This window comes from Stenotrophomonas sp. NPDC077461 (assembly GCF_049545475.1).
Taxonomy (GTDB): Bacteria; Pseudomonadota; Gammaproteobacteria; order Xanthomonadales; family Xanthomonadaceae; genus Stenotrophomonas; species Stenotrophomonas nematodicola.
In genome coordinates this window covers 81101-102110 of the sequence record NZ_JBMWDO010000005.1, presented here as the reverse complement: position 1 = coordinate 102110, position 21010 = coordinate 81101, and the positions used below count along the sequence as shown (strand labels likewise).

Genomic DNA, 21010 nt, shown 5'->3' with positions numbered 1-21010 from the left:
GCGCCGGAAACCCGCCAAGGACCTGCGCATGACCGACCCGCACGACGCTCCCCCCAGCCCCGGTACCGCCGTGGGCCGGCTGCTGTCGCGGCGCCAGGTCGACACCCGCGTGATCGAGGAGGCCGGCGTCGCTGCCGCCGGTCCCAAGGGCGGCAGCAGCGCGATGCTGCAGCGCCTGTTCGCCGGGGCCGAGCAGCCCGAGCCGCTGCTGGCTGCCTTTGCCCACGGCATGTCCACGCTGCCGGGCGAGCTGGGCGACATGGGACTGCGCCTGCAATCGGCGCAGCGCAGCGCCGACTGGGTCAGCTACGGCCGCGCGATGCGCCAGCTGATCGACAAGTACATCCGCACCATCGAGCAGGAAAGCCCGGACGGGCAGCCCGACAGCCTGCGCCTGCGCGAGCTGCTGCGGCACACGCTCGGGGTCACGGTGGCCAGCCTGCTGCAGAACATGCCCGAGCTGAAGGACGAACCGGCGCGCATCGCCGGCGACCTGCGCCATTGGCATCCCGGCCAGCCGCTGCAGCCGATCGAGCAGCGCCTGCGCGAGCTCACCCACCAGATCGGCGTGCGCAGCGATGGCTGGCAGGAGCAGCAGGAGCTGCTGCTGAGCCTGTTCGACCTGCTGCTGGACAACATCGGCGAGCTGCTCGACGACAGCAGCTGGCTGCACGGCCAGGTGCACGCGGTGCGGGCCCTGATCGGTGGCCCGCTGGACCGCGACTCGGTCGAACAGGCGCGCGCCAACCTGCGCGAGGTGATCTACAAGCAGGGGCTGCTCAAGCAGGGCATCAGCGACTCCAAGGCGGCCATGAAACACCTGATGGGAGGCTTCATCGAACGCCTGGACGGCATGGCGGTCAGTACCGGCGAGTACCACGACCGGATCAGCAGCTATGCCCTGGCATTGAAGGAAGCACGCAGCATCGCCGACCTCAACCTGCTGCTTCAGGATGTGCTGCAGGACACCGGCCGGGTCCAGGAACAGGCCCTGCAGGCACGCGACCACCTGGGCAACGCACGCCGCGAAGTCGAACAGGCCGAAGCGCGCATCGCCGAGCTGGAGCAGGAACTGCGCGATGTTTCCGGACTGGTCCGCACCGATCCCCTGACCGGCGCGCTCAACCGCCGTGGCTTCGATGAACTGCTGGAGCGCGAACTGGCCCGGGCCGCCCGGCAGGCCCACCCGCTGGCGCTGGCCCTGATCGACCTGGACGACTTCCACCAGACCAACGATACGCACGGCCATGCCGGCGGCGATGCGGTCCTGCGGCACCTGGTCGCGGTCTGCCAGCTGCACCTGCGCAGCAGCGATGCGATCGCGCGCCTGGGCGGCGATGAGTTCGTGCTGCTGCTGCCGGAAACGCCGGGTGCGGACAGCATGTCCACCCTGCTGCGCCTGCAGCGCTCGCTGGCCCAGCGCCCGCTGCCTCTGGACCAGCAGCGGGTGCCGGTGCACTTCAGCGCCGGCATCGCGCAGTGGCAGCCGGGCGAGGACGCCGACACGCTGCTGCGCCGGGCCGATGCGGCCCTCTATGCGGCCAAGCGGGTTGGCAAGAACCGCGTGCAGGCGGCCGATCCTCCGCGCTGAGCGCACCGTGTGATATCGGCCGCGTCCCTGCGAATCATCCGGGTATGGACATGACTGCCACCGCCCCTGCCGATCCCCGCGCCCAGTTCGCCGCGTTGCTGGCCCAGCACCGCGGCATCGTGCTGAAGATCGCCCGCGGCTACTGCGCCCACCACGAGGACCGGCTGGACCTGATCCAGGACATCAGCGTGCAGGCCTGGGATGCTTTCGACAGCTTCGATCCGGCGCGCGCCCGCTTCTCCACCTGGCTGTACCGGGTGGCGTTGAACGTGGCCATCTCGCAGTTGCGCCGCCAGCAGCTGCGCCAGCGCCACCACGCGGTGCTGGACGAGGCGGCATTGGCCGCCGACGACGGTGTGCCGGCTGAACACCGGCAGACGCTGCGGCAGCTGGAGGCGGCGATCCGGGCGCTGCCGCCCCTGGACCGGGCGCTGATGCTGCTGCACCTGGATGACCACGACCACCGCCAGATCGCCGAGATCCTGGGCATCAGCAGCGCCAATGTCTCCACCCGCCTGCACCGCCTGCGCCAGCAGCTGCGGGCGCGGTTCGACCCCACTCTCTGAGGGCACCACCATGCACAACGACCCGCTCCAGCATCTCTGGCAGCAGTACGCCAGCACCGACGGCAACGAGGGCCCCGCCGCGATGGATGCCTGGCGCCGCCACCGGCAGCACGCCGTGCAGCGCCAGCTGTCGGCCTTCGGGACACTGCAGGTCGTGCAGCTGCTGTTCTGGCTGGCGCTGGCGATCTACTGCGGCAGCGTGTGGTGGCAGCAGCCGCCGCTGGCGGTGATGGTCAGCGCGCTCGCGCTGCATGCCTACAGCGTGGCGGTGATCATCGCCAGCGCCGCGCGGCTGCACCTGCGCCGGCAACTGCAGCCCGACCAGCCCGTGGTGGAGCAGTCGCGCGTGCTGGCGTCGCTGCGCATGCACACCGCCTTCGGCGAGCTGCTGCTGGGGCTGCCCTGGTGCTGGTTGTGGCTGGCGGTGCCGGTACTGCTGGCCTGGCAGGCCTGGGGCGTGGACCTGGCGGTGTATGCCGCGCGCTGGCTGCTGGTGTCACTGGTGGCCGGCACGGCGCTGATGGTGGCGCTGCTGCTTCTGGCGCGGCGCTGGTTCGCCCGCGATCCCCAGTCACCTCGCCTGCAGCGCGCGGTTGACGCCCTTTCCGGGCGCCGATTGGCACAGGCACGCGCCGAGCTGGACGGACTGCGCGACTGGTCGTAGCGCCGGGTTCCACCCCGCGCTGCGGGGATCAGTGCGCGGCGTGCCTGCCGCGCAGCTTCTGGACGGCGGTGACTGCAGCCAGCACGATCGCACCGGCGATCACGCCAACGACCATGTTGCCCAGCGCGTTGACCAGCCAGCCCCACTGGCCCTCGCCACCGAGCGACAGCACCAGGTGGTGCAGCGCCGGCACGTTGTGCACCAGGATGCCGCCACCCACCAGGAACATCGCGGCGGTGCCGGCGACCGAGAGGAACTTCATCAGCCACGGCGCAGCGACCAGCAGGCCACGGCCGAACGCGGCCAGCGCCGCGCCCTTTCGCGACAGGTACAGACCGAGGTCGTCCAGCTTCACAATGCCGGCCACCAGGCCATAGACGAACACGGTCATCGCCAGCGCGATGACCACCAGTGCGGTCACCTGGTTGAGGAACGGCGCAGCGGAGACCACGCCCAGCGACAGCACGATGATCTCGGCCGAGAGAATGAAGTCGGTGCGGATCGCGCCCTTCACCTTGTCGTTCTCCCACGCCACCATGTCCACCTTCTCGTCGGCCAGCGCCTTCACCCGCTCGGCCTTCTTCTGCTCATCCTCTTCCTTGGAATGCAGAAAGCGGTGCGCCAGCTTCTCCACGCCTTCAAAGCACAGGAACGCGCCGCCGATCATCATCAGCGGCACCACGATCGGGACCGGGAAGCCCTTGCCGCGCAGCCAGGCTTCCAGCGCGCTGATGGCCAGCGCGGCCGGCACCAGGATCGCCTTGTTGACCAGCGAGCCCTTGGCCACCGCCCACACCACCGGCAGTTCGCGGTTGGCATTGACGCCGGTGACCTGCTGCGCGTTCAGCGCCAGATCGTCGCCCAGCACACCGGCGGTTTTCTTGGCCGCCACCTTGGTCAGCACCGACACGTCGTCCAGCAGGGACGCAATGTCATCGAGCAACGCGAACAGACTGGCACCGGCCATGAGGCTTCCAAAGGATCGATCGAAGCGCCGATTCTGACTTATCCAGCCCCGCTCGCGGTAGATGCCGCCGGATTCACCGCTCCACCACCGGGACCCGGCCACACTGCGGTGGATCGCCGTTGCCGGAGTCCTGCTTGAATACGCCACCTGTCGCCCCCGGTTCGCCCTCGCTGGTAAAGGGCATGAGCCGCCGCAGCCAGATCCTGCGGCTGCTGCTTCGCTACCGCCATTCCGGCGTGTTCTCGGGCATGAACCTGGATGCCCGCGCCGTGCACGACCTGCCGCCCGAAGGCAATCCGGAGCAGTTCGTGACCGATCTGGAGGCGCTGGGCCCCACCTTCGTCAAGCTCGGCCAGATGCTCTCCACCCGGCCCGACATGGTGCCGGTGGAGTTCGCCACCGCACTGGAGCGGATGCAGGAGAAGGTCGCCCCGATCCCGGTGGAGCGCATCTACGCGATCATCGAGCAGGAACTGGGCGCCTCGGTGTCCAAACTGTTTTCCTCATTCGACCCGGTGCCGCTGGGGTGTGCCTCGATCGCGCAGGTGCACCGCGCCGCGCTGCATGACGGGCGCGAGGTGGCGGTCAAGGTGCAGAAGCCGGAAGTGGCCGCGCAGCTCCGCTCGGACCTGGAGGTGCTGCGCAGCTTCGCGCTGGCCGCCGACCATCTCACCCAGGTCGGGCGCCGGGTGCGCCTTCGCGACTGGCTCAACGAGTTTGCCAAGACCCTGATGCAGGAACTGGACTACCAGGCCGAAGCGGAGAACCTGCAGCGCTTCGGCCAGCATCTGCGTCCGTTCAAACCGTTGTGGGTGCCACAGCCGATCTGGGACTACTGCAGCCATCGCGTGCTGACGATGGAGCTGGCCCAGGGCGTGCGCGTGGACATGATTCCTGATGTGCGCCGGACCGAACAACCGATGGCACCGCTGGCGGCGGCGCTGATCCGCGGCTATGTCGACCAGATCTTCGTGCATGGGGAGATCCACGCCGATCCACATCCAGGCAACCTGCGCGTCACGCCGGAAGGACGTCTGGCCATCTTCGACCTGGGCATGGTGGCGCACATGCCGCCGCGGCTGCGCGAGCGGCTGCTGAAGCTGCTGTTTGCTGCGGTCGACGGTCGCGGTGAAGAAGTGGCCGACGAGATCATCGGCATCAGCACGCGGCTGGAGTCGTTCGATGAAGAGCGCTACCTGCGCGAAACCGGCCAGGTGATCGCGCGCTACGCCGCCAACAGCAGCTTCTCCGAAGGCCGTGTGGTGCTCGACCTGGTCCGCATCGCCACCGCCAGCGGCCTGCGCACACCGCCCGAACTGAGCCTGCTCGGCAAGGCGCTGCTCAACCTGGAAACCGTGTGCCGGCTGTTGTCCCCGGATCTGGATACACGCCGCATCGTCGAGCGCCAGCTGCAGCACGTGATGCGCGCACGCCTGAAGAAGTCGCTGTCGGCGGCCAACCTGGCCAGCGAGGCGATGGAGCTGCAGCAGCTGCTGCGCGACGGCCCCCGCAAGATGACCGACATTCTCGCCCTGCTGGCCGAGAACCGCCTGCAGATGAAAGTGACGGGGCTGGAAGAATCGCGGTTGATGGAGAACCTGCAGAAAATCGCCAACCGGGTCTCTGCCGGCATCGTCACCGCCGCACTGATCCTGGCGGCGGCAATGATGATGAAGGTGGACACCGGCTGGCACCTGTTCGGCTACCCGGCCATCGCATTCACGCTGATGTTGATCGGCGTGTTCCTCGGGCTTGGCATCATCCTCAGTGCGCTGATATTCGATCGTCGCGCACGTTCCAGGGAAGAACGCGGGCATCGTTGAAGTGTTGCCCACCTGCGGTGGGCACCCGACTGGACGTGACAGCGCACCCGCACGCGACGCGCGTTTTCACGCGTGTTTTACATCGCAGATGGCAGTGCGATAAACGACATCTGCTGTCGTTCCAAACAAACATTTCAGTCAGGTTCGTGCAGGCATGATCGGGTCATCGGCCTGTCATGCACATGTGGTTGGACAGCCGGTCGGATGGGAATCACGTTGTCATGACGTCCATCACCACCTGTCTCCGCTGCCAAATGTGCCTATGCTCTGGATCCTGCTGCTGTCGCTGTTGCTGCTCGCCTGGCTGTTGCTCGCATCACGTACGTGGGTGTGGTGGAAAGCCGGCCTGATGTCACTGCTGATGCTGGCACTCAGCGCGTGGTGGCTGATCGACAAGCTCTCCGGCGACGGCCTCAATGCCGCCACCCTGTATCACCTGGGTGCGGACATGGAGGGCGCAGGCATCGCCGACTTCAAGCGCTACATCGCCGGCTTCATCGTGCTGGCGCTGGTGTCGCTGCTGCCACTGGCGATGACGCGGATCCGCCGCTGGCAGCGCAGCGGCCACGGCGGCGCCATTTTCGGCGGCTTCGTGGTGGTGTGGTTCGGCGCGATCCTGGTCAGCCCGCTGTATCACGATGGCCAGCGTCTCTATCAGCAGATGCGCCCGGTCGATTACAGCATGGTCGCGCCGGAGTACCGCGTGCCGCAGCAGCCGCTGCGCAAGCCGCGCAACATCGTGTGGATCTACGGTGAGAGTCTGGAGCGCACCTATCTGGATGAGGCCACCTTCCCCGGCCTGATGCCCAACCTCAACCGCCTGGCGGCGCAGTCGCTGGACGTGCGCGGGCTGGCCTCGGCCGAAGGCGGCGGCTGGACCATCGCCGGGCTGGTGTCGTCGATGTGCGGCGTACCACTCACCACCGCGCAGGGCGATGAGAACAGCATGGGCCGCATGGGCAGCTTCCTGCCCGAAGCGGTGTGCCTGGGCGACTACCTCAAGCAGCAGGGCTACACCAACCACTATCTCGGTGGCGCCAACGGCCAGTTCGCCGGCAAGGGCCAGTTCCTGGCCACGCACGGTTTCGATGCGGTCGACGACCTGGCCTGGTTCAAACAGCAGAAGATCGCACGCGCGCACTTCTCCACCTGGGGCGTGCATGACGACGTGCTGCTGGACAAGGCCTACGACCGCTTCATGCAGCTCTCCCGCAAGGGCGAGCCGTTCATGCTGACCACCCTCACGATGGATACCCATCACCCGGCCGGGCACCTGCCGGTGGCCTGCAAGCGCACCCGCTACCAGAGCGACTACGGCAACATCGGCCTGCTCAACGCCCTCAAGTGCACCGATGGGCTGATCTCCCGCCTGGTCGACCGCATCCAGGCCAGCCCGTATGGCGAGGACACGCTGATCGTGATCGCCTCGGACCACCTGGCCATGCCCAACGATCTCAGCCATGTGCTGGCCAGGCAGTCGCGCGAGAACCTGCTGCTGTTCCTCGGCAAGGACATTGCCCCGCGCCAGCTGGCCGCCACCGATGCCTCCACGCTGGATTCGGGTGCCACCCTGCTGAGTCTGCTCGAACCGCAGATCAACGCCATCGGTTTCGGCCGGTCGCTGCTTGATCCCAAGCGGGCAGACCGCGCCAGTGCGAGCGCGGCGGCCTTCCGCGACAACGGACGGGACTACCCGCGTTACCTGGCGTTCTCACGCTCGCTGTGGCTGGGGGACAAGACCCGTCAGCTGCGCATCGATGATGACAACCAGGTCGTGGTCGGGCTGCAGCATGTGCAACCGCCGGTGCTGCTGGAATACGACAAGCAGTGGGACCTGAAGTCGGTGTACCTGGAGAACACCTCCAAGCAGTTCGACCTGGCCGACCCGGCCAACACCCTGGCCTATGTGGATCGTTGCACCGCCTTCGAAGATGGCTCGGCCGATGGTGACTGGTGCGCGATGCTGGTCAACCAGGACAAGGGCATCAAACTGTTCCGCGATGAGCAGCTGCGTACCGGGATCGCCGTGGACGGTCCGCTCGACCCGAGCACCGGCCCGCGCCCGAGCATCCGCCAGGCGCACATGATCACGCAGAAGGGCCGCCGCACCCGCGCCGGCCAGTACATGCTGCAGATGGTGGCCAGGCAGTCGCCCGACCGCGGCTTCTGGATCGAGGCGGTGTCATCGCAGCGCAAGGTGGTGGTCGCCCAGCAGTGGGTGCAGCCCGATGCCGATGGCCGTATCAACGTGCCGTTCGGGCTGGATCACGAAGTGGACGACCTGGAGATCCGCGCCTGGTTGAACCACGCCGAGAAGCTCGCCGTGGATACCTTCGCGCTGGTGCCGTCGCGCCGCGGCAACCGCGGCTGACGGACCCCGGCGACGGCGGGAAGTTGCCGGCCAGCGGCCGGCATTACCGGTCGCGGACCAGGTGGATGTCCGTCGGCGAGGACAACGCGATGCCGGCGGCGGCGAAGCTCTGCAGCATGTTGAAGTACAGGTCGCTGCGGACGCCGTACACCGCGCGCGGGCCGGAGACGTAGGCGAAACTGTTGATCGCGATCTGGCCGTTGGCGATCGAATCGATGAACACCGACGGCGCCGGATCGGCGAGGACCGCCACGTGGGCGGCATAGGTATCCAGCAGGATCTGCCGCACTGCAGCCACATCGGTGCTCAGCGGTACTGAGAACTGGATCTGGATGCGCCCCTGCGCATTGCCCATCGTCATGTTGCGGATGGTCTTGGTGATCAGTTCCGAGTTGGGCACGATCAGGGTGGATTTGTCGCCGACCTGGATTTCGGTCGAGCGCACGCTGATGCGCTTGATGTCGCCTTCCTGGTCGCCCAGCTTGACCCAGTCGCCGATCTTGACCGGCCGCTCGGCCAGCAGGATCAGGCCCGAAACGAAGTTCTGGGTGATCGCCTGCAGACCGAAGCCGATGCCCACCGACAGCGCGCTGACCACCAGCGCCAGCTTCTCGAACCCGATGCCCAGCGCGGTCAGCCCCCACAGCACCGCGGCGATGATGCCGAGGTAGCGGGTGACGGTGCTGATGGAATTGCGCGCGCCGGCATCCAGCTCGGTCTTCGGCAGGTAGGTCTCGGTGAGCCAGCGCTGGAACGCCTGCATGACCGCCCACACCACCAGGAACACCAGCAGCGCATATACCACGCTGCTGGGCTTGAGCGTGGTTTCACCGATCTTCAATCCGCCCGACAGCGCATCCAGCCCGCCGTAGAACGCATTGAGGTTGCCGAACGGCACCGCCAGCGCGAGGACCGCCAGCAGAATCACGCCGATACGCAGCACCGCCGAGAGCAGCACGCCGGCCTGCTCCACCCGGGCACCGCTCAGCCCGGTGGTCAGTACGATGGTCTGCCCGACCCGGCTGCTGGGCGAGAGCATCGTGGTGGCCAGGTCGTCGGCGAATTTCAGCAGGAGCGAGGCCGCCAGCAGCACCACCGCCCCCCAGACCAGCTGCTGGGCCACGAACAGCGCGAAGTTGAGGTAGCCCAGCAGGGTCGCGATGACGGCCGCGGCCACCACCACATGCCCGGCCACGCGCGCCAGCACGATCCAGCCGCTCCGGCGCGGCACGCCCTTGGGCTTGCCGTCGCCTTCCTGCGCGTCCAGCTTGGCGGCCGCCTCGGCGGCCTGGCGGCGGTGCAACCGCGCCAGCGACACCAGGATGGCGATGATCAGCGCCATGTAGGTGATGGCCACCAGCCCATCCACCGCAACGGTGGTGATCTCGCTGGTGCGCGAGGCGCGGTTGATCTCCACCAGCAGAATGCCGATGAAGGTGAGCCCTGCCGCGCCCCAGGCGTACTTGCGCAGGCGCCACGCGGCGCTGTCGTCGAGCGCCAGCAACCGCCATGAGGGTCGCTTGGGCACCAGCAGGCAGGCGCTCAGCGCGGTGATGAAGGCGGCAACGAAGGTGGCGACCTGGAAGTGCAGCGCCAGCTGCTGCAGGCGCGGCGGAATCGCGCCGATCGACTCGAGCGAGGCCACCAGCACCACTGCCGCGAACCCCGGCAGCAGCGTTCCCACCGCCAGCAGCCACACCGCCAGCCCGGAGCGGCGCAGGCGGCCATCCGGCGCCCGCTCGGACGCGGCATAGCGGCGGCCCAGCGCGCGCAACCACAGGCGCAGCGGGAAGAACATCAGCAGCGCCAGCACCAAGCCCGTCAGCGGTGCGCTCCAGCCGTGCCGGGCGATGGCTTTGCGCGCGGTGGTCTCGCCCTGCCGGTACAGCAGCACCAGACGGTGGATGTCGGCCGGCACATGGGTGGCGAACTGCCGCCACAGCGAAGGCGACAGCGGTGAATTGACCTTGCGCGCCAGTTCCTCGCTGAACTGGGTCACGCGCATCTTTTCGATGTCCGCGCTCAGCTGTTTGGCGTTGTCGGCAAGCAGGTTGGCCCGTGCGATGGCCGAGGCGACATCGGCGCGCTGCTGGGTCATGGCCTTGCGCTGCTGGGCGATGTCGCGCGCTTCGGTCGCCCCTTCGGGCACCTCGCCCAGCTGCGCCAGCCGTCCGTCTACCTGCTTGAGCTGCGGATCGAGCGCGTCGCGCGCCGCCTTCGCATCACGCTGTACCGCCAGTGCGCGGTCGGACAGCGTCTTGAGGGTGTCCAGGGTATCGCCGTCGTCCAGCGACGCCTGGATCTGCTTGAGGTCCTTGTCGGCCTGCGCCAGCTGCGCGATCGGGTCGGGCTCGGCCGGGTCGTCGTTCTGGGCCAGCGCCACCGGCGCCATGCCGAGCCAGACCAGCAGCAGCAACCACGCCAGTGGCCGCGACAGGAAAGAAGGGAAACGGGAAGACAAACCGGCGCACCACGGGCTTCGCGCGGACCACCGCGCCTGCGCGAACTATAAACCCGGCGTCGTTCAGACCGGGTATGCGCGGCTCAGTACTTCAGCCGGAGCTCTTCCACCTGCGGCTGCAGACGGGCGTACCAGTCCTGGAATTCCTCTTCGGTGATCTCTTCCGGGGCGTACACCGCGATCGGGTCCCAGGCGTGGTCGGTGGGCAGCGGCTGGCGCGGCCCGGCGCGCAGCGAATAGCTGATGCCCTGGTGCTCGACCACGTCGTCCACCGTATCCCAGCGGTCGCGTACGAAGCCGCTGTCGCTCGTGAGCAGAATCACCTGATACATCCGCACCTCCCTCGCTCTGGTCCATCCACAGCATAGCGCCGCCCCCCCGGGCCGCAGCACCCCACCGCGACAACGCACTGTCTCGACGCCCCGCTCGCCCGGGCTTCACCCGCCCGTGGCGGTGGCGTGGGCATCGTGGAGGCCTCTTCCCTTCTCTGGCCGCGATGAACACCTCCGACGACCTCAAGACCGTGCCCCACCTGAAACTGCCGCGCTACCTGGGCACCTGGTACGAAATCGCGCGATTGCCGATGCGGCACGAGCCGGAGGGCTGCACCGACGTCTCGGCGCATTACACGCTGCAGGACAACGGCAACGTGCAGGTACGCAATCGGTGCCGGATGGATGGCGAGGTCGAGGAAGCCATCGGCGAGGCGAGCGTGACCGGTGACGACAGCGCGCGGCTGGCGGTCAGTTTCCTGCCCAAGGGCCTGCGCTGGCTGCCATTCACCAAGGGCGACTACTGGGTGATCCAGATCGCCCCGGACTACAGCGTGTCGCTGGTTGGCAGCCCGGACCGCAAGTTCCTCTGGCTGCTCTCGCGCACGCCGACGCTGGACCGCACCGTGCAGGACCATTACCTGGCCTGTGCACGTCAACAGGGCTTCGACCTCACCGACCTGATCCACACGCCGCACACCGGCCATCCCACCGCCTGATGGGCTGGCAGGCGTGGACGCTCAGCCAGCCGACATGGATGAAACCAACTCTGCAAAAGGCAGCGCATGGATCTGAAAAGTGGTTATCCCTGGTGGGCTGTACGCAACGGACTGATCCAGGCATTTCCCCCGCTGGAGCGCGACCTGCGCTGCGATGTGCTGGTGGTCGGCGGCGGCATCACCGGCGCGCTGATCGCCGATGAGCTGTCAGGGCACGGCCATGAGGTCGCCCTGATCGAGCAGCGCGACATCGGCTGGGGCAGCACCGCCGCCAGCACCGCGCTGCTGCAGTACGAGATCGACACCCATCTGCTGGAACTGGCCCAGCGCTATGGTCACGAGGCGGCAACGCTGGCCTACCGCGCCTGTGCCGAGGCGATCCCGGCACTGGGCGACGTGGCGCGCGGCCTGAAGGACGTGGACTTCCGGCGCATGGACAGCCTGTACCTGGCCAGTCGCCGCCGCGACGTACCCCGCCTGATGGCTGAGGGCCAGGCACGTCGCAGTGCCGGCCTGGACGCCCGCTGGCTCGGCCCGGAGGCGCTGGCGGAGCGCTTCGATGTGGATGCTGGCGGCGCATTGCTGACCCGGCAGGCGGCGCGGGCCGACCCGTACTGCCTCACCTATGGACTGCTGAAGCGGGTGCGCCGGCGCGGCGGTCACATTCACGATCGCACGGTCCTGCACACGCTGACGCCGGGCACGCGGGGCGTCACGGCCCAGACCGAATCCGGGGCGACGATCCGCGCGGGCCATGTGGTGCTGGCGATGGGATACGCCAACCAGCGCTGGATCAGGCAGCGCGTCGCACGCAACCGCAGCAGCTATGCCTTCATCACCGATCCTGTCGATGCCGCGGTGCTGGGTCCCCTGCAGCGCACGATGGTGTGGGAAAGCGCACGCCCCTATCTGTACCTGCGTGCCACCGGCGACCGCCGCCTGCTGGTGGGCGGGCTGGACGATGCCATCGACATTCCGGCACGGCGCGACCGGCGGGTGGAAGGCAAGGCAGACAAGCTCATGAAGCAGCTGCTGGACTGGTTCCCCCGGCTCGCCCCCACGCCGGCATTCTCATGGGCCGGGACCTTCGCCGAGACCGCCGACGGATTGCCGTTCTTCGGTCCGCATGAACAGTGGGGGCCGCGCGTGCAGTTCGCGATGGCTTACGGCGGCAACGGCATTACCTACTCGATGATCGGCGCCGGGCTGCTGCGGGCCCGGATCGAACGCCGGGGGCATCCACTGGCGGCGCTGTTCGGATTCGACCGCCTCGGCTGAGTTCCCCTTGCAACTGGCGGCATGACAGGCATCATTCAAGAATCGGCTGCTAGCGTCAGCGCTGTCGGCCGTCCCGCCTGTCCGCCCCGGAGCTTCCCATGATCCGCCTGCTTGCCCTGCTGCTGTGCCTGTCCATGCCCGGTGTGGCGTTGGCCCAGTCCGCTGCAGGCGCCACCGGCCCCCAGTCGGCCACCGGCCTGGACCTGACCATCCCCGACCAGCCGCTGCAGTATCTGGGCGACCCGTCGCTGCGCGGCGATCCGCCGGGTACCTTCTACGGTGACAAGAGCGGCCGCCGGGTCAGCGAGCGCGCCGGCAACGGCATCGCCGAGGTCACCGACGACAAGCTGCGCATCAACGGCAGCTTCACCACCGGGATCGGCTACGCGAAGAACTACGGCAACACGCATTTCAACGCCGCCGAACTCAACCTCAGCAAGAACTACACCAACGATGAAGGCAAGACCCGCGGGGTCAACGTCAACATCCAGGTCAGCGAAGGCAAGGGGCCGGGCTTCTTCGGTCCGTATGGCGGGTATGGCTACGGGCGTGGCCCGGGCTACTGGGACCCGCCGCCGATCGGCTGGTAAGCCGGCCAGCGACACCAGCATCCACGGCCGGGGCACCCCGGCCGTTCTCGTTTCCGCCGTGCGCGGTCAGTCCCACCAGCGGTCGCGACGGCTCGACAGCACGCGGCCGTCGTAACCGCTCATGCGCACCTCGACGCGCTGGTCGCGGGCATTGCGGGCGTCCAGCGTCCAGGTGGCGCCGTCGCGTTCGAACGACTCGATCTTCCGGAAACCGGCCTTGCCGGCCAGCGCCAGGATCTGCCCGGCATCGAGCACGGGGCGCCCGCCGCGGGCATCGAAAATCTCGCCATTGGACGGATCGACGATCACGTCGTCGACGGTGCCATCGGCGCGGGTGACGTCGGCTTCCCACACGCCGTCCTCGCGATCCAGCTCATGCACCTGCGTGTAGCCGGCCGCACGCAGCTTGGCCTGCACATCGGCAGCGGTCAGATCGGCGGCGAAAGCCGGGGCGGAGAACAGCGCCGCCGTCAGGGCGGCAGTCAGCATCGGAATGTTCATGGGAGGCTCCAGGGGTGGCCGGGCGATTCCGGCACCGCCAGTCTGGCAAGCGGGCCTAACCGCACCATGAGGCCGGTTGTTAGGCAGCGTTTAGACGTGCACCGTATACCGTATGCATCCGCCCACGATCATTGACCATGTCCGCCCTCCCGCTGCTGTTGCCGCTGTTGCTTGGTATCGCCCCGCAGGACCCCGCACGGGTGCTCGACGGCGGCGCGCGCCAGCAGGACGCGGTACGCCAGGCGGTCCGCCAGGGCCGGTATGTGCCCTTGGAGCAGGTCGTCGCCGACGCGATGCGCCGCTATCCGGGCACGCTGGTGGAGGTGGAGCTGGACGATGACCGCTACGAGATCGAGATTCTCGGTCCCAGCGGCGTGGTGATGGAGCTCGACTATGATGCCCGCAGCGGGCGCCTGCTGAAGATGGAAGAAGACTGATGCGGATCCTGCTTGCCGAGGACGACGCCCTGCTCGCCAGCCGCCTGCAGCGTTTGCTGGAGGACGCCGGTTACGTCGTCCTGCACAGCGCCGAGGGCCGCGCGGTGGAAGAACTGGGGCAGATCGAGGACATTGCCGCGGCGGTGGTCGATCTCGGTCTGCCCGGCCTGGATGGCCTGAGCGTGATCGAGCGCTGGCGCCAGGCCGGCCAGGGGTTCCCGGTGCTGGTACTGACCGCGCGGGCCCGCTGGCACGACAAGCTGGCCGGTTTCGACGCCGGCGCCGATGACTACCTGACCAAACCGTTCCAACCCGAAGAGCTGCTGCTGCGCCTGCGCGCCCTGATCCGCCGCAGCGCCGGCCACGCAAGCCCGCGCCTGCAGTGCGGGCCGCTGCTGCTGGACGTCAATGCCGGCCGCTTCGAGCTGGGCGGCGAGCTGCTGCACCTGAGCCCGCAGGAGCACCGCATCCTCAGCTACTTCATGCATCACCCGGACATCGTGATCAGCCGGTCGCGCCTGGGCGAACACGTCTACGACGCGGGCTTCGACCCCGATTCGAACACGCTGGACGTGCTGATCGGGCGGATCCGCCGCAAGCTCGGCGCCGAGCTGATCCACACCCACCGCGGGCAGGGGTTCCGGCTGTCGGCCGCGCCATGACCAGCGGCTCGCTGCGCACCCGCCTGCTGCTCGCCGGCGGACTGGGGTTGATTCTGGTTTCGGCCGTGGCCACCTGGTGGCTGGGCGCGATGTTCGAGCGCTCGGCGCGCGCAGCGATGGACCAGCGCCTGGGCAACGAACTGATCGCGGTGCTGGCACTGGCCGAAAGCGACGCGCAGGGCGGCCTGCAGCTGCGCCGGGCACTGTCGGACGAGCGCTACCAGCGGGTGTTCTCCGGCACCTACTGGCAGGTGCAGGATGCCAAGGGCCAGCCGCTGGGCCAGTCGCGTTCGCTGTGGGACGACACCCTGCTGACACCCGCCACGCTGCGGACCGGCCCAGCGCAGGCCTACGACACCACCGGGCCGCTGCAGCAGCCGCTGCGCGCCCTGGCGCAGCAGGTGACATTGCCGCGCATGTCGACACCGCTGCAGGTGGTGGTGGCCACCGACCGCAGTGAACTCGACGCCCAGGTCAGCGCGTTCCGCAAGCGCACCGCGCTGGCCCTGGCCGTGCTGATCGCCCTGTGGTTCGCGGTGCTGGTCACCCAGGTGCACTACGGCCTGCGCCCGCTGTCCGAGCTCGGCCGCATTGCCGGGCAGGTGCGTAACGGCGAACAGGTGCGCTTCCCGCAGCAGGGTCTGGTCAAGGAAGTCGCCCCGCTGGCGGCGCAGCTCAACGATCTGCTCGACCACCATGCACGCATGGTGCTGCGCGCGCGCCGCAGTGCCGAGGATCTTTCCCACGCCCTGAAGACCCCGTTGACCGTGCTCGCCACCGAGGCCGAAAGCGAGGGCAGCGACTGGCGGCAGACCCTGCGCAGCGAAACCGCGCGGATGCAGGCCAGCATCGAGCGCTACCTGGCCGCCGGCATCGGTGCGGACAGCCAGCAGAGGACGCCGGTGGCGCCGGTGCTGGCCAGCCTGTGCGGGCTGATGCAGCGCGTGCACGTCGGGCGCGAGGTGTCCTTCCACTACGATCCGGACGCGCAGGGGCTGTTCGCCGGCGCGCGCGAAGATCTGGAGGAAATGCTCGGCAACCTGCTCGACAACGCCGGCAAATGGGCCGCGCATCGGGTGCAGGTGACCGTGGCGCACATCGGCAACCGCATGCGCATCGACGTGAACGACGATGGCAGCGGCCTGCCCGAGGACGATCTGGCGCGCGCGCTCGGCCGTGGCGTGCGCCTGGACGAACGCATGCCCGGCAGCGGACTGGGCCTGGCGATCGTGGCCGATATCGCCGAGAGCTACGGCGGTACGCTGGTACTGCGCAATGGACATCCCGGCCTGCGCGCGACGTTGACACTGCCCGCAGGCTGAGCGACGGGATACGGCGGCGCTGCCCTCACCTGCCTGCGTGCATCCACCAGCAGTCGATGGCATCCAGCACGATGTGCACGATCAACCCGATGCCGAACAACCGCGTCTTCTTTGGCACGCACAGCCCGGCATACACAGCGATTGCCGGCGCGGTGTGCAACGGATGGAAGCCGATGCTGCAGCGGTTGGGGGCGTAGATCGGGTCGGCCAGCAGGTGGTCCAGGTCGATGATCCAGCCCAGCAGCAGCAACAGCCATGCCGAGGCGAACCGCTTGCGCCAGAACAGCCACGCCAGCAGCGCCGGCACGGCGGCATGCAGCAACAGGTGAATGATGGCGCGGCTGCTCATCGTGCCGCCGCGCCACAGACCCGGATGCGGTGGACCGCGCCGATCAGACCAGCGGCTCGTCGGACAGGTAGGTATAGCCGGTCAGACCCGCTTCCAGCGCATCGGACAGCTCCTGCGCACGCGCCGGCGACAGGTTCGCCGCCGCCACGCGTGCGGCATAGCTCGCGCGCAGATCGGCCAGGCTGTAGCCCACGTAGTCCAGCATCACATCGGTGGTATCGCCGCGTCGCTGCTGGGTGATGGCGTAGCCATCGGCGTCGGCCAGCACTTCCACCGCGTCGGTGTCGCCGAACAGGTTGTGGATGTCGCCCAGAATCTCCTGGTACGCACCGACCATGAAGAAGCCGATGCGATAGCTCTCGCCTGGATTCATCGCGTGCAGCGGCAGCGAGCTGTCCAGGCTCTCGTTTTCGACATAGGTCTTGACCATGCCGTCCGAATCGCAGGTCATGTCGGCGATGATGCCGCGGCGTGCCGGCTGCTCGTTCAGGCGCTCGATCGGGACGATCGGGAACACCTGGTCGATCGCCCATGCATCGGGGATCGACTCGAACACGCTGAAGTTGACGAAGTATTTGTCCACCAGCCGCTCGTTCAGCTCGTCCAGCGCCGGGCGATGGCTCTTCTCGTCATAGCTCAGGCGCGCGCGCACGGCGTGGGCAATGGCATAGAACAGGTCGTCGATGCGCGCACGCTGCGGCAGGTCGATCTGGCCCAGCGCGTAGCTGGACAGGCCTTCGGCATGGAAATGCTGGGCTTCCTGGAACAGTTCCACCGCCGGGCGCTCGTCGAGCTCGGCATGGATCTCGCGCAGGTGGCGGATCGCCGCCGGCTCGTCATCGTGCTGGTCCGGCACACGGCCTTCCTGCGCCTCTTCCACCTCGGACACGTTGGCGATCAGCACCGCATGGTGCGCCGTCATCGCGCGGCCGCATTCGGTGACGATGCGCGGCGGGGTCAGGCCGTGCTCCTCGCAGGCGTTGGCCAGCGGCTGCACGATGTTGCTGGCGTAGGAGTTCAGCCCGTAATTGATCGAGCAGAAGCTGCGCGAGCGGGTGCCTTCGTAATCCACGCCCAGGCCACCGCCCACGTCCACGTGGGTGATCTTCGCGCCCAGGCGCGACAGCTCCACGAAGTAGCGGGTGGCCTCGCGCATGCCGTTGGCGATGTCACGCACGTTGGAGATCTGCGAGCCCATATGGAAATGCAGCAGGCTCAGGCAGTCGGCGTATTCGGTGTCGCGCAGCGACTTCCACAGGTCCAGCAGCTGGCGCGGGGACAGACCGAACTTGGCCTTGTCGCCGCCGCTGTTCTGCCACTTGCCCGCACCCAGCGAGGCCAGCCGCATGCGCACGCCCAGGCCCGGCTTGACGTCCAGCGCCTTGGATTCCTCCAGCACCAGCTTCAGCTCGGATGGCTTTTCGATCACGATGAAGGTCTGCAGGCCCAGCTTGCGCCCGATCAGGGCCAGCCGGATGTACTCGCGGTCCTTGTAGCCGTTGCAGACGATCAGCCCACCCGGGCGCGACAGCGCCAGCACGGCCATCAGTTCCGGCTTGCTGCCCGCTTCCAGGCCGAAGCCCTCGCCGTGGTGGCTGGCCAGGGTGCCCGCCACGCCGCGGTGCTGGTTGACCTTGATCGGGTACACGGCGGTGTAACCGCCCGGGTACTCCCAATCGGCCTGCGCCTGGGCGAAGGCCGCCTGCAGCTTGCCCAGCCGCTGGCCCAGGATGTCCGGGAAACGCACCAGCAGCGGCAGCTTCGCGCCGGCCTCGCGGGCGGCGTCGACGATTTTCGGCAAGGACACCACCGGGCCGTCCTGGCCAGTCGGTCTCACCACCATGTGTCCTGCCTGATCCACGTCGAAGTAACCATCCGCCCAATGCGGAATCGAGTAGGTCTTGCGGGCTTGGTCGAGGGACCAATCGGTCATTTCAGTGGGCCTGGTTGGTAAAAAAGGGGGTGCATGATAACGCCTATATGGCGACAGCTCCGTTATCATGCGCGCCCGCGCCCGTGCCCAGGTCAGAACCTGAACGGGCCGACCCGTCCGGATGTGGCTAGTGCCACGCGGCCTCCGCCGCCAGCCCGGCTCCAACACCCCGAACAGGACCGTTTCTCCATGACTGACAACAACAACTGGTACATCGAGCACTTCGAGCGCACCGGCTCGGCCATCGGCTACCGCCTGACCGGCAAGCTGGACGAAGTGCAGTCGCCGTTCCAGAAGATCGAGATCTTCGCGACCAGCGACTGGGGCAACCTGATGACCATCGATGGCGCCATCATGCTGACCAGCAAGGACAACTTCTTCTATCACGAGATGATCAGCCACCCGGTGCTGTTCACCCATGCCGCGCCCAAGCGCGTGGTGATCATCGGCGGCGGCGACTGCGGCACCCTGCGCGAGGTGCTCAAGCACCCGGGCGTGGAGAGCGTGACCCAGTGCGACATCGACGAGCAGGTCACCGTGATGGCCCGCAAGCACTTCCCGGAACTGTGCGAGTCCAACGATGACCCGCGCGCCGAGCTGATGTTCGATGACGGCGTGGCCTACATGGCCAACTGCCCGGCCGGCAGCGTGGACGTGGTGATCGTCGATTCCACCGATCCGGTCGGCCCGGGCGAAGGCCTGTTCAACAAGGCCTTCTACGAGAGCTGCTTCAAGGCGCTCAAGGACGACGGCATCCTGGTGCAGCAGTCCGAGTCGCCGCTGATGCAGCTGGACCTGATCAACGAAATGCGCACCGAAATGGGCAAGGCCGGCTTCGGTTCGTTCAAGACCCTGCCGTTCCCGCAGCCGTGCTACCCCACCGGCTGGTGGAGCGTGACGCTGGCGCGCAAGGGCCAGAGCAGCTTCGACTTCCGCCAGGCCGATTCGGCCTCCAAGTCGTTCGATACGCTGTACTACACCGCCGCGCTGCATACCGGCGTGCTGGTCACCCCGCCGTTCGTCGCGGCCGCCCTGAAGGGCTGATGCGTTGGACGCCGACCGTTGGTCGGCTCTGCCGGTGGCCTGTGGCCCAACAAAAACCCGCGCTGGCAACAGCGCGGGTTTTCTGTGTCCGGTAGTGCCAGGCCGCTGACCGGCCCCCCAGGCAGCAAGGCCTCAGATCGCCCAGATCCCCGCGATCACCGCCACCACCAGGCCCCACTTGATCACCTGGTAGGCCACCACACTGCGCTCGCGCAGCGCCTTGGCCTTCAGGCGCACCTTGTAGACGCCGCCAAAGGCCTTGTTGACGCCACCGGTAGGATCGCCCGGCAGGTTCGGCGAGGCGCCACCGGCCAGCAGCGTGGACGCCACCGCACGGTTGAACAGGCCCGGCAGGCCGAAGCGCAGCGGGCGGGCGATGTCGCAGAACAGGATCACCCGGTCGTCCTGCGTCTCATTGTGCGCATGGTGGATGTAGGTTTCATCGAACATCATCCACTCGCCGTCGCGCCAGCTCTTCCTGATGCCGTCCACTTCGATGTAGCAGGCGTCATCGTTCGGCGTTGCCAGGCCCAGGTGCAGGCGCAGCGAGCCGGCAAAGGGGTCGCGGTGCGGGCGCAGCTCGCTGCCCGAAGGCAGCTGGGCGAACATCGCCGCGCGCACGTCCGGCAGCGACTCCAGCAAGGCGGTGGTCTTCGGGCACAGCGTCCTGGCCGACGGGTGCGACGGGCCGTACCACTTCAGGTAGAAACGCTTCCAGCCGCGGCGGAAGAACGAATTGAAGCCGGCATCGTTGAACGTGCTCGACGCAGCGATCTTGTCCGCATCGCGCAGCGCCAGCGCTTCGTCGCGGATCATCTGCCAGTTCTCGCGCAGCGGTTCGAGCTGCGGGAACGCCTTGCCCGGGTCCAGGAACGGCGTGGTCGGGACCTTGGAGAACATGTACATGATCACGTTGATCGGAGCCATGAAGCTGGAATGGTCCAGCAGCTGACGCGACCAGCGCGCACGCACCTTGCCGCGGTAATGGATGTACAGCACGCAGGCGATGAACAGCACGGCCAGCACAATCTTGATCATCAGTGTTCCTCCGGCAGGGCCGGACCTGAAATGGGGGGACGGGGCACGGGAGAATCCGGCACCGGCAAGGCGGCAGGGGGCGGGGACGTGCCGTAGAGGGGCGGCCGCCGATGTCGCAATCAACAGCGTATGGTCGGCAGCACCTGCGTCGGGGTCAAGCGGGCCTCGCCTCCGGTTCAGCGTGCCGGGGGCCGACAGCGCCCTGGACTTGGCCGATGTGCAGCGCTGCCGACACCGATCCGCATCCGCCGCCGGGCCGGCGCGCGCCCGATGCCCCCTGCGGGCGGAGGCTGCAACCGGCTGATCCACAAACGATTTATTTCCAATTGAGACATTTTTGTCCGCGTCTGCGTGACGAACTGTTCTACGCCCGCCTACGACATTTCTCCGACAAACGCTGGATTGGTGTACTCGCCAGTACT

At 67.7% G+C, this 21010-nt stretch carries 18 protein-coding genes and 1 pseudogene; 12 read left to right on the top strand and 7 right to left on the bottom strand.

What is annotated here, in order from left to right; genetic code table 11:
- The first annotated feature begins 28 nt into the window (after positions 1–28).
- The 3 genes from ACPEH8_RS10725 to ACPEH8_RS10715 are packed head-to-tail and all read left to right on the top strand — an operon-like array spanning position 29 to position 2821.
- On the top strand, positions 29–1591 hold the full coding sequence (locus tag ACPEH8_RS10725; protein WP_017355148.1) for a GGDEF domain-containing protein: 1563 nt from the start codon (positions 29–31) through the stop codon (positions 1589–1591).
- 50 nt (positions 1592–1641) lie between these two features.
- The gene (locus tag ACPEH8_RS10720) at positions 1642–2157 is read left to right on the top strand and encodes an RNA polymerase sigma factor (RefSeq protein ID WP_136004638.1); all 516 of its coding nucleotides are present in this window, start codon (positions 1642–1644) and stop codon (positions 2155–2157) included.
- Positions 2158–2167: 10 nt separating this feature from the next.
- Positions 2168–2821, top strand: coding sequence for a hypothetical protein (locus ACPEH8_RS10715; RefSeq protein WP_423666730.1), 654 nt, complete (start codon positions 2168–2170; stop codon positions 2819–2821).
- Between the two features lie 28 nt (positions 2822–2849).
- Here ACPEH8_RS10715 and ACPEH8_RS10710 read toward each other — a convergent pair whose 3' ends face one another.
- Complete coding sequence (locus ACPEH8_RS10710; RefSeq protein WP_017355145.1) at positions 2850–3788, bottom strand: DUF808 domain-containing protein; 939 nt, start codon at positions 3786–3788, stop codon at positions 2850–2852.
- A 176-nt stretch (positions 3789–3964) separates the two neighbouring features.
- On the opposite strand from ACPEH8_RS10710, the pseudogene ACPEH8_RS10705 reads away from it, so the two are divergent.
- Together ACPEH8_RS10705 and ACPEH8_RS10700 are read left to right on the top strand one after the other, a co-directional pair.
- A pseudogene (locus tag ACPEH8_RS10705) lies at positions 3965–5611 on the top strand (ABC1 kinase family protein); the annotation flags it as partial.
- A 262-nt stretch (positions 5612–5873) separates the two neighbouring features.
- A complete protein-coding gene (locus tag ACPEH8_RS10700) occupies positions 5874–7982 on the top strand; it encodes a phosphoglycerol transferase I (RefSeq protein WP_166473531.1) in 2109 nt (702 codons plus the stop codon).
- A gap of 43 nt (positions 7983–8025) precedes the next feature.
- On the opposite strand, the gene ACPEH8_RS10695 is transcribed toward ACPEH8_RS10700, so the two are convergent.
- Positions 8026–10443: a DUF3772 domain-containing protein gene (locus ACPEH8_RS10695; protein ID WP_423666728.1), complete on the bottom strand. Its 2418-nt coding sequence runs from the start codon at positions 10441–10443 to the stop codon at positions 8026–8028.
- 83 nt (positions 10444–10526) lie between these two features.
- Entirely contained in the window at positions 10527–10775 is a 249-nt protein-coding gene (locus ACPEH8_RS10690; RefSeq protein WP_017355141.1) for a hypothetical protein, read from the bottom strand.
- 164 nt (positions 10776–10939) lie between these two features.
- Here ACPEH8_RS10690 and ACPEH8_RS10685 point away from each other — a divergent pair, with 164 nt between their 5' ends.
- From ACPEH8_RS10685 to ACPEH8_RS10675, 3 genes are all read left to right on the top strand, one after another.
- Positions 10940–11434, top strand: a complete 495-nt coding sequence (locus ACPEH8_RS10685; protein WP_423666727.1) for a lipocalin family protein — start codon at positions 10940–10942, stop codon at positions 11432–11434.
- 66 nt (positions 11435–11500) lie between these two features.
- The gene (locus ACPEH8_RS10680) at positions 11501–12712 is read left to right on the top strand and encodes an NAD(P)/FAD-dependent oxidoreductase (protein ID WP_423666725.1); all 1212 of its coding nucleotides are present in this window, start codon (positions 11501–11503) and stop codon (positions 12710–12712) included.
- 98 nt (positions 12713–12810) lie between these two features.
- Entirely contained in the window at positions 12811–13302 is a 492-nt protein-coding gene (locus ACPEH8_RS10675) for a hypothetical protein (protein WP_153165061.1), read from the top strand.
- Positions 13303–13368: 66 nt separating this feature from the next.
- On the opposite strand, the gene ACPEH8_RS10670 is transcribed toward ACPEH8_RS10675, so the two are convergent.
- A complete protein-coding gene (locus tag ACPEH8_RS10670) occupies positions 13369–13803 on the bottom strand; it encodes a PepSY domain-containing protein (RefSeq protein WP_017355137.1) in 435 nt (144 codons plus the stop codon).
- A 137-nt stretch (positions 13804–13940) separates the two neighbouring features.
- On the opposite strand from ACPEH8_RS10670, the gene ACPEH8_RS10665 reads away from it, so the two are divergent.
- Genes ACPEH8_RS10665 through ACPEH8_RS10655 form a run of 3 tightly spaced genes read left to right on the top strand, consistent with a single transcriptional unit; the run spans position 13941 to position 16224 of the window.
- Positions 13941–14240, top strand: a complete 300-nt coding sequence (locus ACPEH8_RS10665; RefSeq protein WP_017355136.1) for a PepSY domain-containing protein — start codon at positions 13941–13943, stop codon at positions 14238–14240.
- Positions 14240–14902: a response regulator transcription factor gene (locus ACPEH8_RS10660; protein WP_017355135.1), complete on the top strand. Its 663-nt coding sequence runs from the start codon at positions 14240–14242 to the stop codon at positions 14900–14902. Before ACPEH8_RS10665 ends, ACPEH8_RS10660 begins: the two co-directional genes overlap by 1 nt.
- Positions 14899–16224: a sensor histidine kinase gene (locus tag ACPEH8_RS10655; protein WP_423666723.1), complete on the top strand. Its 1326-nt coding sequence runs from the start codon at positions 14899–14901 to the stop codon at positions 16222–16224. The genes ACPEH8_RS10660 and ACPEH8_RS10655 overlap by 4 nt, the downstream gene beginning before the upstream one ends.
- A 25-nt stretch (positions 16225–16249) precedes the next feature.
- On the opposite strand, the gene ACPEH8_RS10650 is transcribed toward ACPEH8_RS10655, so the two are convergent.
- The gene (locus ACPEH8_RS10650; RefSeq protein WP_017355133.1) at positions 16250–16573 is read right to left on the bottom strand and encodes a DUF6122 family protein; all 324 of its coding nucleotides are present in this window, start codon (positions 16571–16573) and stop codon (positions 16250–16252) included.
- 43 nt (positions 16574–16616) lie between these two features.
- Positions 16617–18506: an arginine decarboxylase gene (gene speA, locus ACPEH8_RS10645; protein WP_017355132.1), complete on the bottom strand. Its 1890-nt coding sequence runs from the start codon at positions 18504–18506 to the stop codon at positions 16617–16619.
- A gap of 189 nt (positions 18507–18695) precedes the next feature.
- On the opposite strand from speA, the gene speE reads away from it, so the two are divergent.
- Positions 18696–19550 carry a polyamine aminopropyltransferase gene (gene speE / locus ACPEH8_RS10640; protein WP_017355131.1) on the top strand — a complete coding sequence of 285 codons (855 nt, stop codon included), beginning with the start codon at positions 18696–18698 and terminating at the stop codon, positions 19548–19550.
- A gap of 132 nt (positions 19551–19682) precedes the next feature.
- Here the strand turns inward: speE and ACPEH8_RS10635 are convergent, their stop codons facing one another.
- Entirely contained in the window at positions 19683–20588 is a 906-nt protein-coding gene (locus ACPEH8_RS10635) for an aspartyl/asparaginyl beta-hydroxylase domain-containing protein (protein ID WP_026070635.1), read from the bottom strand.
- Positions 20589–21010 lie beyond the last annotated feature (422 nt).

Excerpts from the sequence above, each read along its gene's own strand:
- ACPEH8_RS10655 (WP_423666723.1), top strand. The coding sequence starts at position 14,899 with ATGACCAGCGGCTCGCTGCGCACCCGCCTGCTGCTCGCCGGCGGACTG.
- speA (WP_017355132.1), bottom strand. The coding sequence starts at position 18,506 with ATGACCGATTGGTCCCTCGACCAAGCCCGCAAGACCTACTCGATTCCG.
- ACPEH8_RS10725 (WP_017355148.1), top strand. The coding sequence starts at position 29 with ATGACCGACCCGCACGACGCTCCCCCCAGCCCCGGTACCGCCGTGGGC.
- ACPEH8_RS10680 (WP_423666725.1), top strand. The coding sequence starts at position 11,501 with ATGGATCTGAAAAGTGGTTATCCCTGGTGGGCTGTACGCAACGGACTG.
- ACPEH8_RS10660 (WP_017355135.1), top strand. The coding sequence starts at position 14,240 with ATGCGGATCCTGCTTGCCGAGGACGACGCCCTGCTCGCCAGCCGCCTG.
- ACPEH8_RS10720 (WP_136004638.1), top strand. The coding sequence starts at position 1,642 with ATGACTGCCACCGCCCCTGCCGATCCCCGCGCCCAGTTCGCCGCGTTG.
- ACPEH8_RS10670 (WP_017355137.1), bottom strand. The coding sequence starts at position 13,803 with ATGAACATTCCGATGCTGACTGCCGCCCTGACGGCGGCGCTGTTCTCC.
- ACPEH8_RS10675 (WP_153165061.1), top strand. The coding sequence starts at position 12,811 with ATGATCCGCCTGCTTGCCCTGCTGCTGTGCCTGTCCATGCCCGGTGTG.
- speE (WP_017355131.1), top strand. The coding sequence starts at position 18,696 with ATGACTGACAACAACAACTGGTACATCGAGCACTTCGAGCGCACCGGC.
- ACPEH8_RS10690 (WP_017355141.1), bottom strand. The coding sequence starts at position 10,775 with ATGTATCAGGTGATTCTGCTCACGAGCGACAGCGGCTTCGTACGCGAC.
- ACPEH8_RS10710 (WP_017355145.1), bottom strand. The coding sequence starts at position 3,788 with ATGGCCGGTGCCAGTCTGTTCGCGTTGCTCGATGACATTGCGTCCCTG.
- ACPEH8_RS10635 (WP_026070635.1), bottom strand. The coding sequence starts at position 20,588 with ATGATCAAGATTGTGCTGGCCGTGCTGTTCATCGCCTGCGTGCTGTAC.
- ACPEH8_RS10715 (WP_423666730.1), top strand. The coding sequence starts at position 2,168 with ATGCACAACGACCCGCTCCAGCATCTCTGGCAGCAGTACGCCAGCACC.
- ACPEH8_RS10685 (WP_423666727.1), top strand. The coding sequence starts at position 10,940 with ATGAACACCTCCGACGACCTCAAGACCGTGCCCCACCTGAAACTGCCG.
- ACPEH8_RS10700 (WP_166473531.1), top strand. The coding sequence starts at position 5,874 with ATGCTCTGGATCCTGCTGCTGTCGCTGTTGCTGCTCGCCTGGCTGTTG.
- ACPEH8_RS10665 (WP_017355136.1), top strand. The coding sequence starts at position 13,941 with ATGTCCGCCCTCCCGCTGCTGTTGCCGCTGTTGCTTGGTATCGCCCCG.
- ACPEH8_RS10650 (WP_017355133.1), bottom strand. The coding sequence starts at position 16,573 with ATGAGCAGCCGCGCCATCATTCACCTGTTGCTGCATGCCGCCGTGCCG.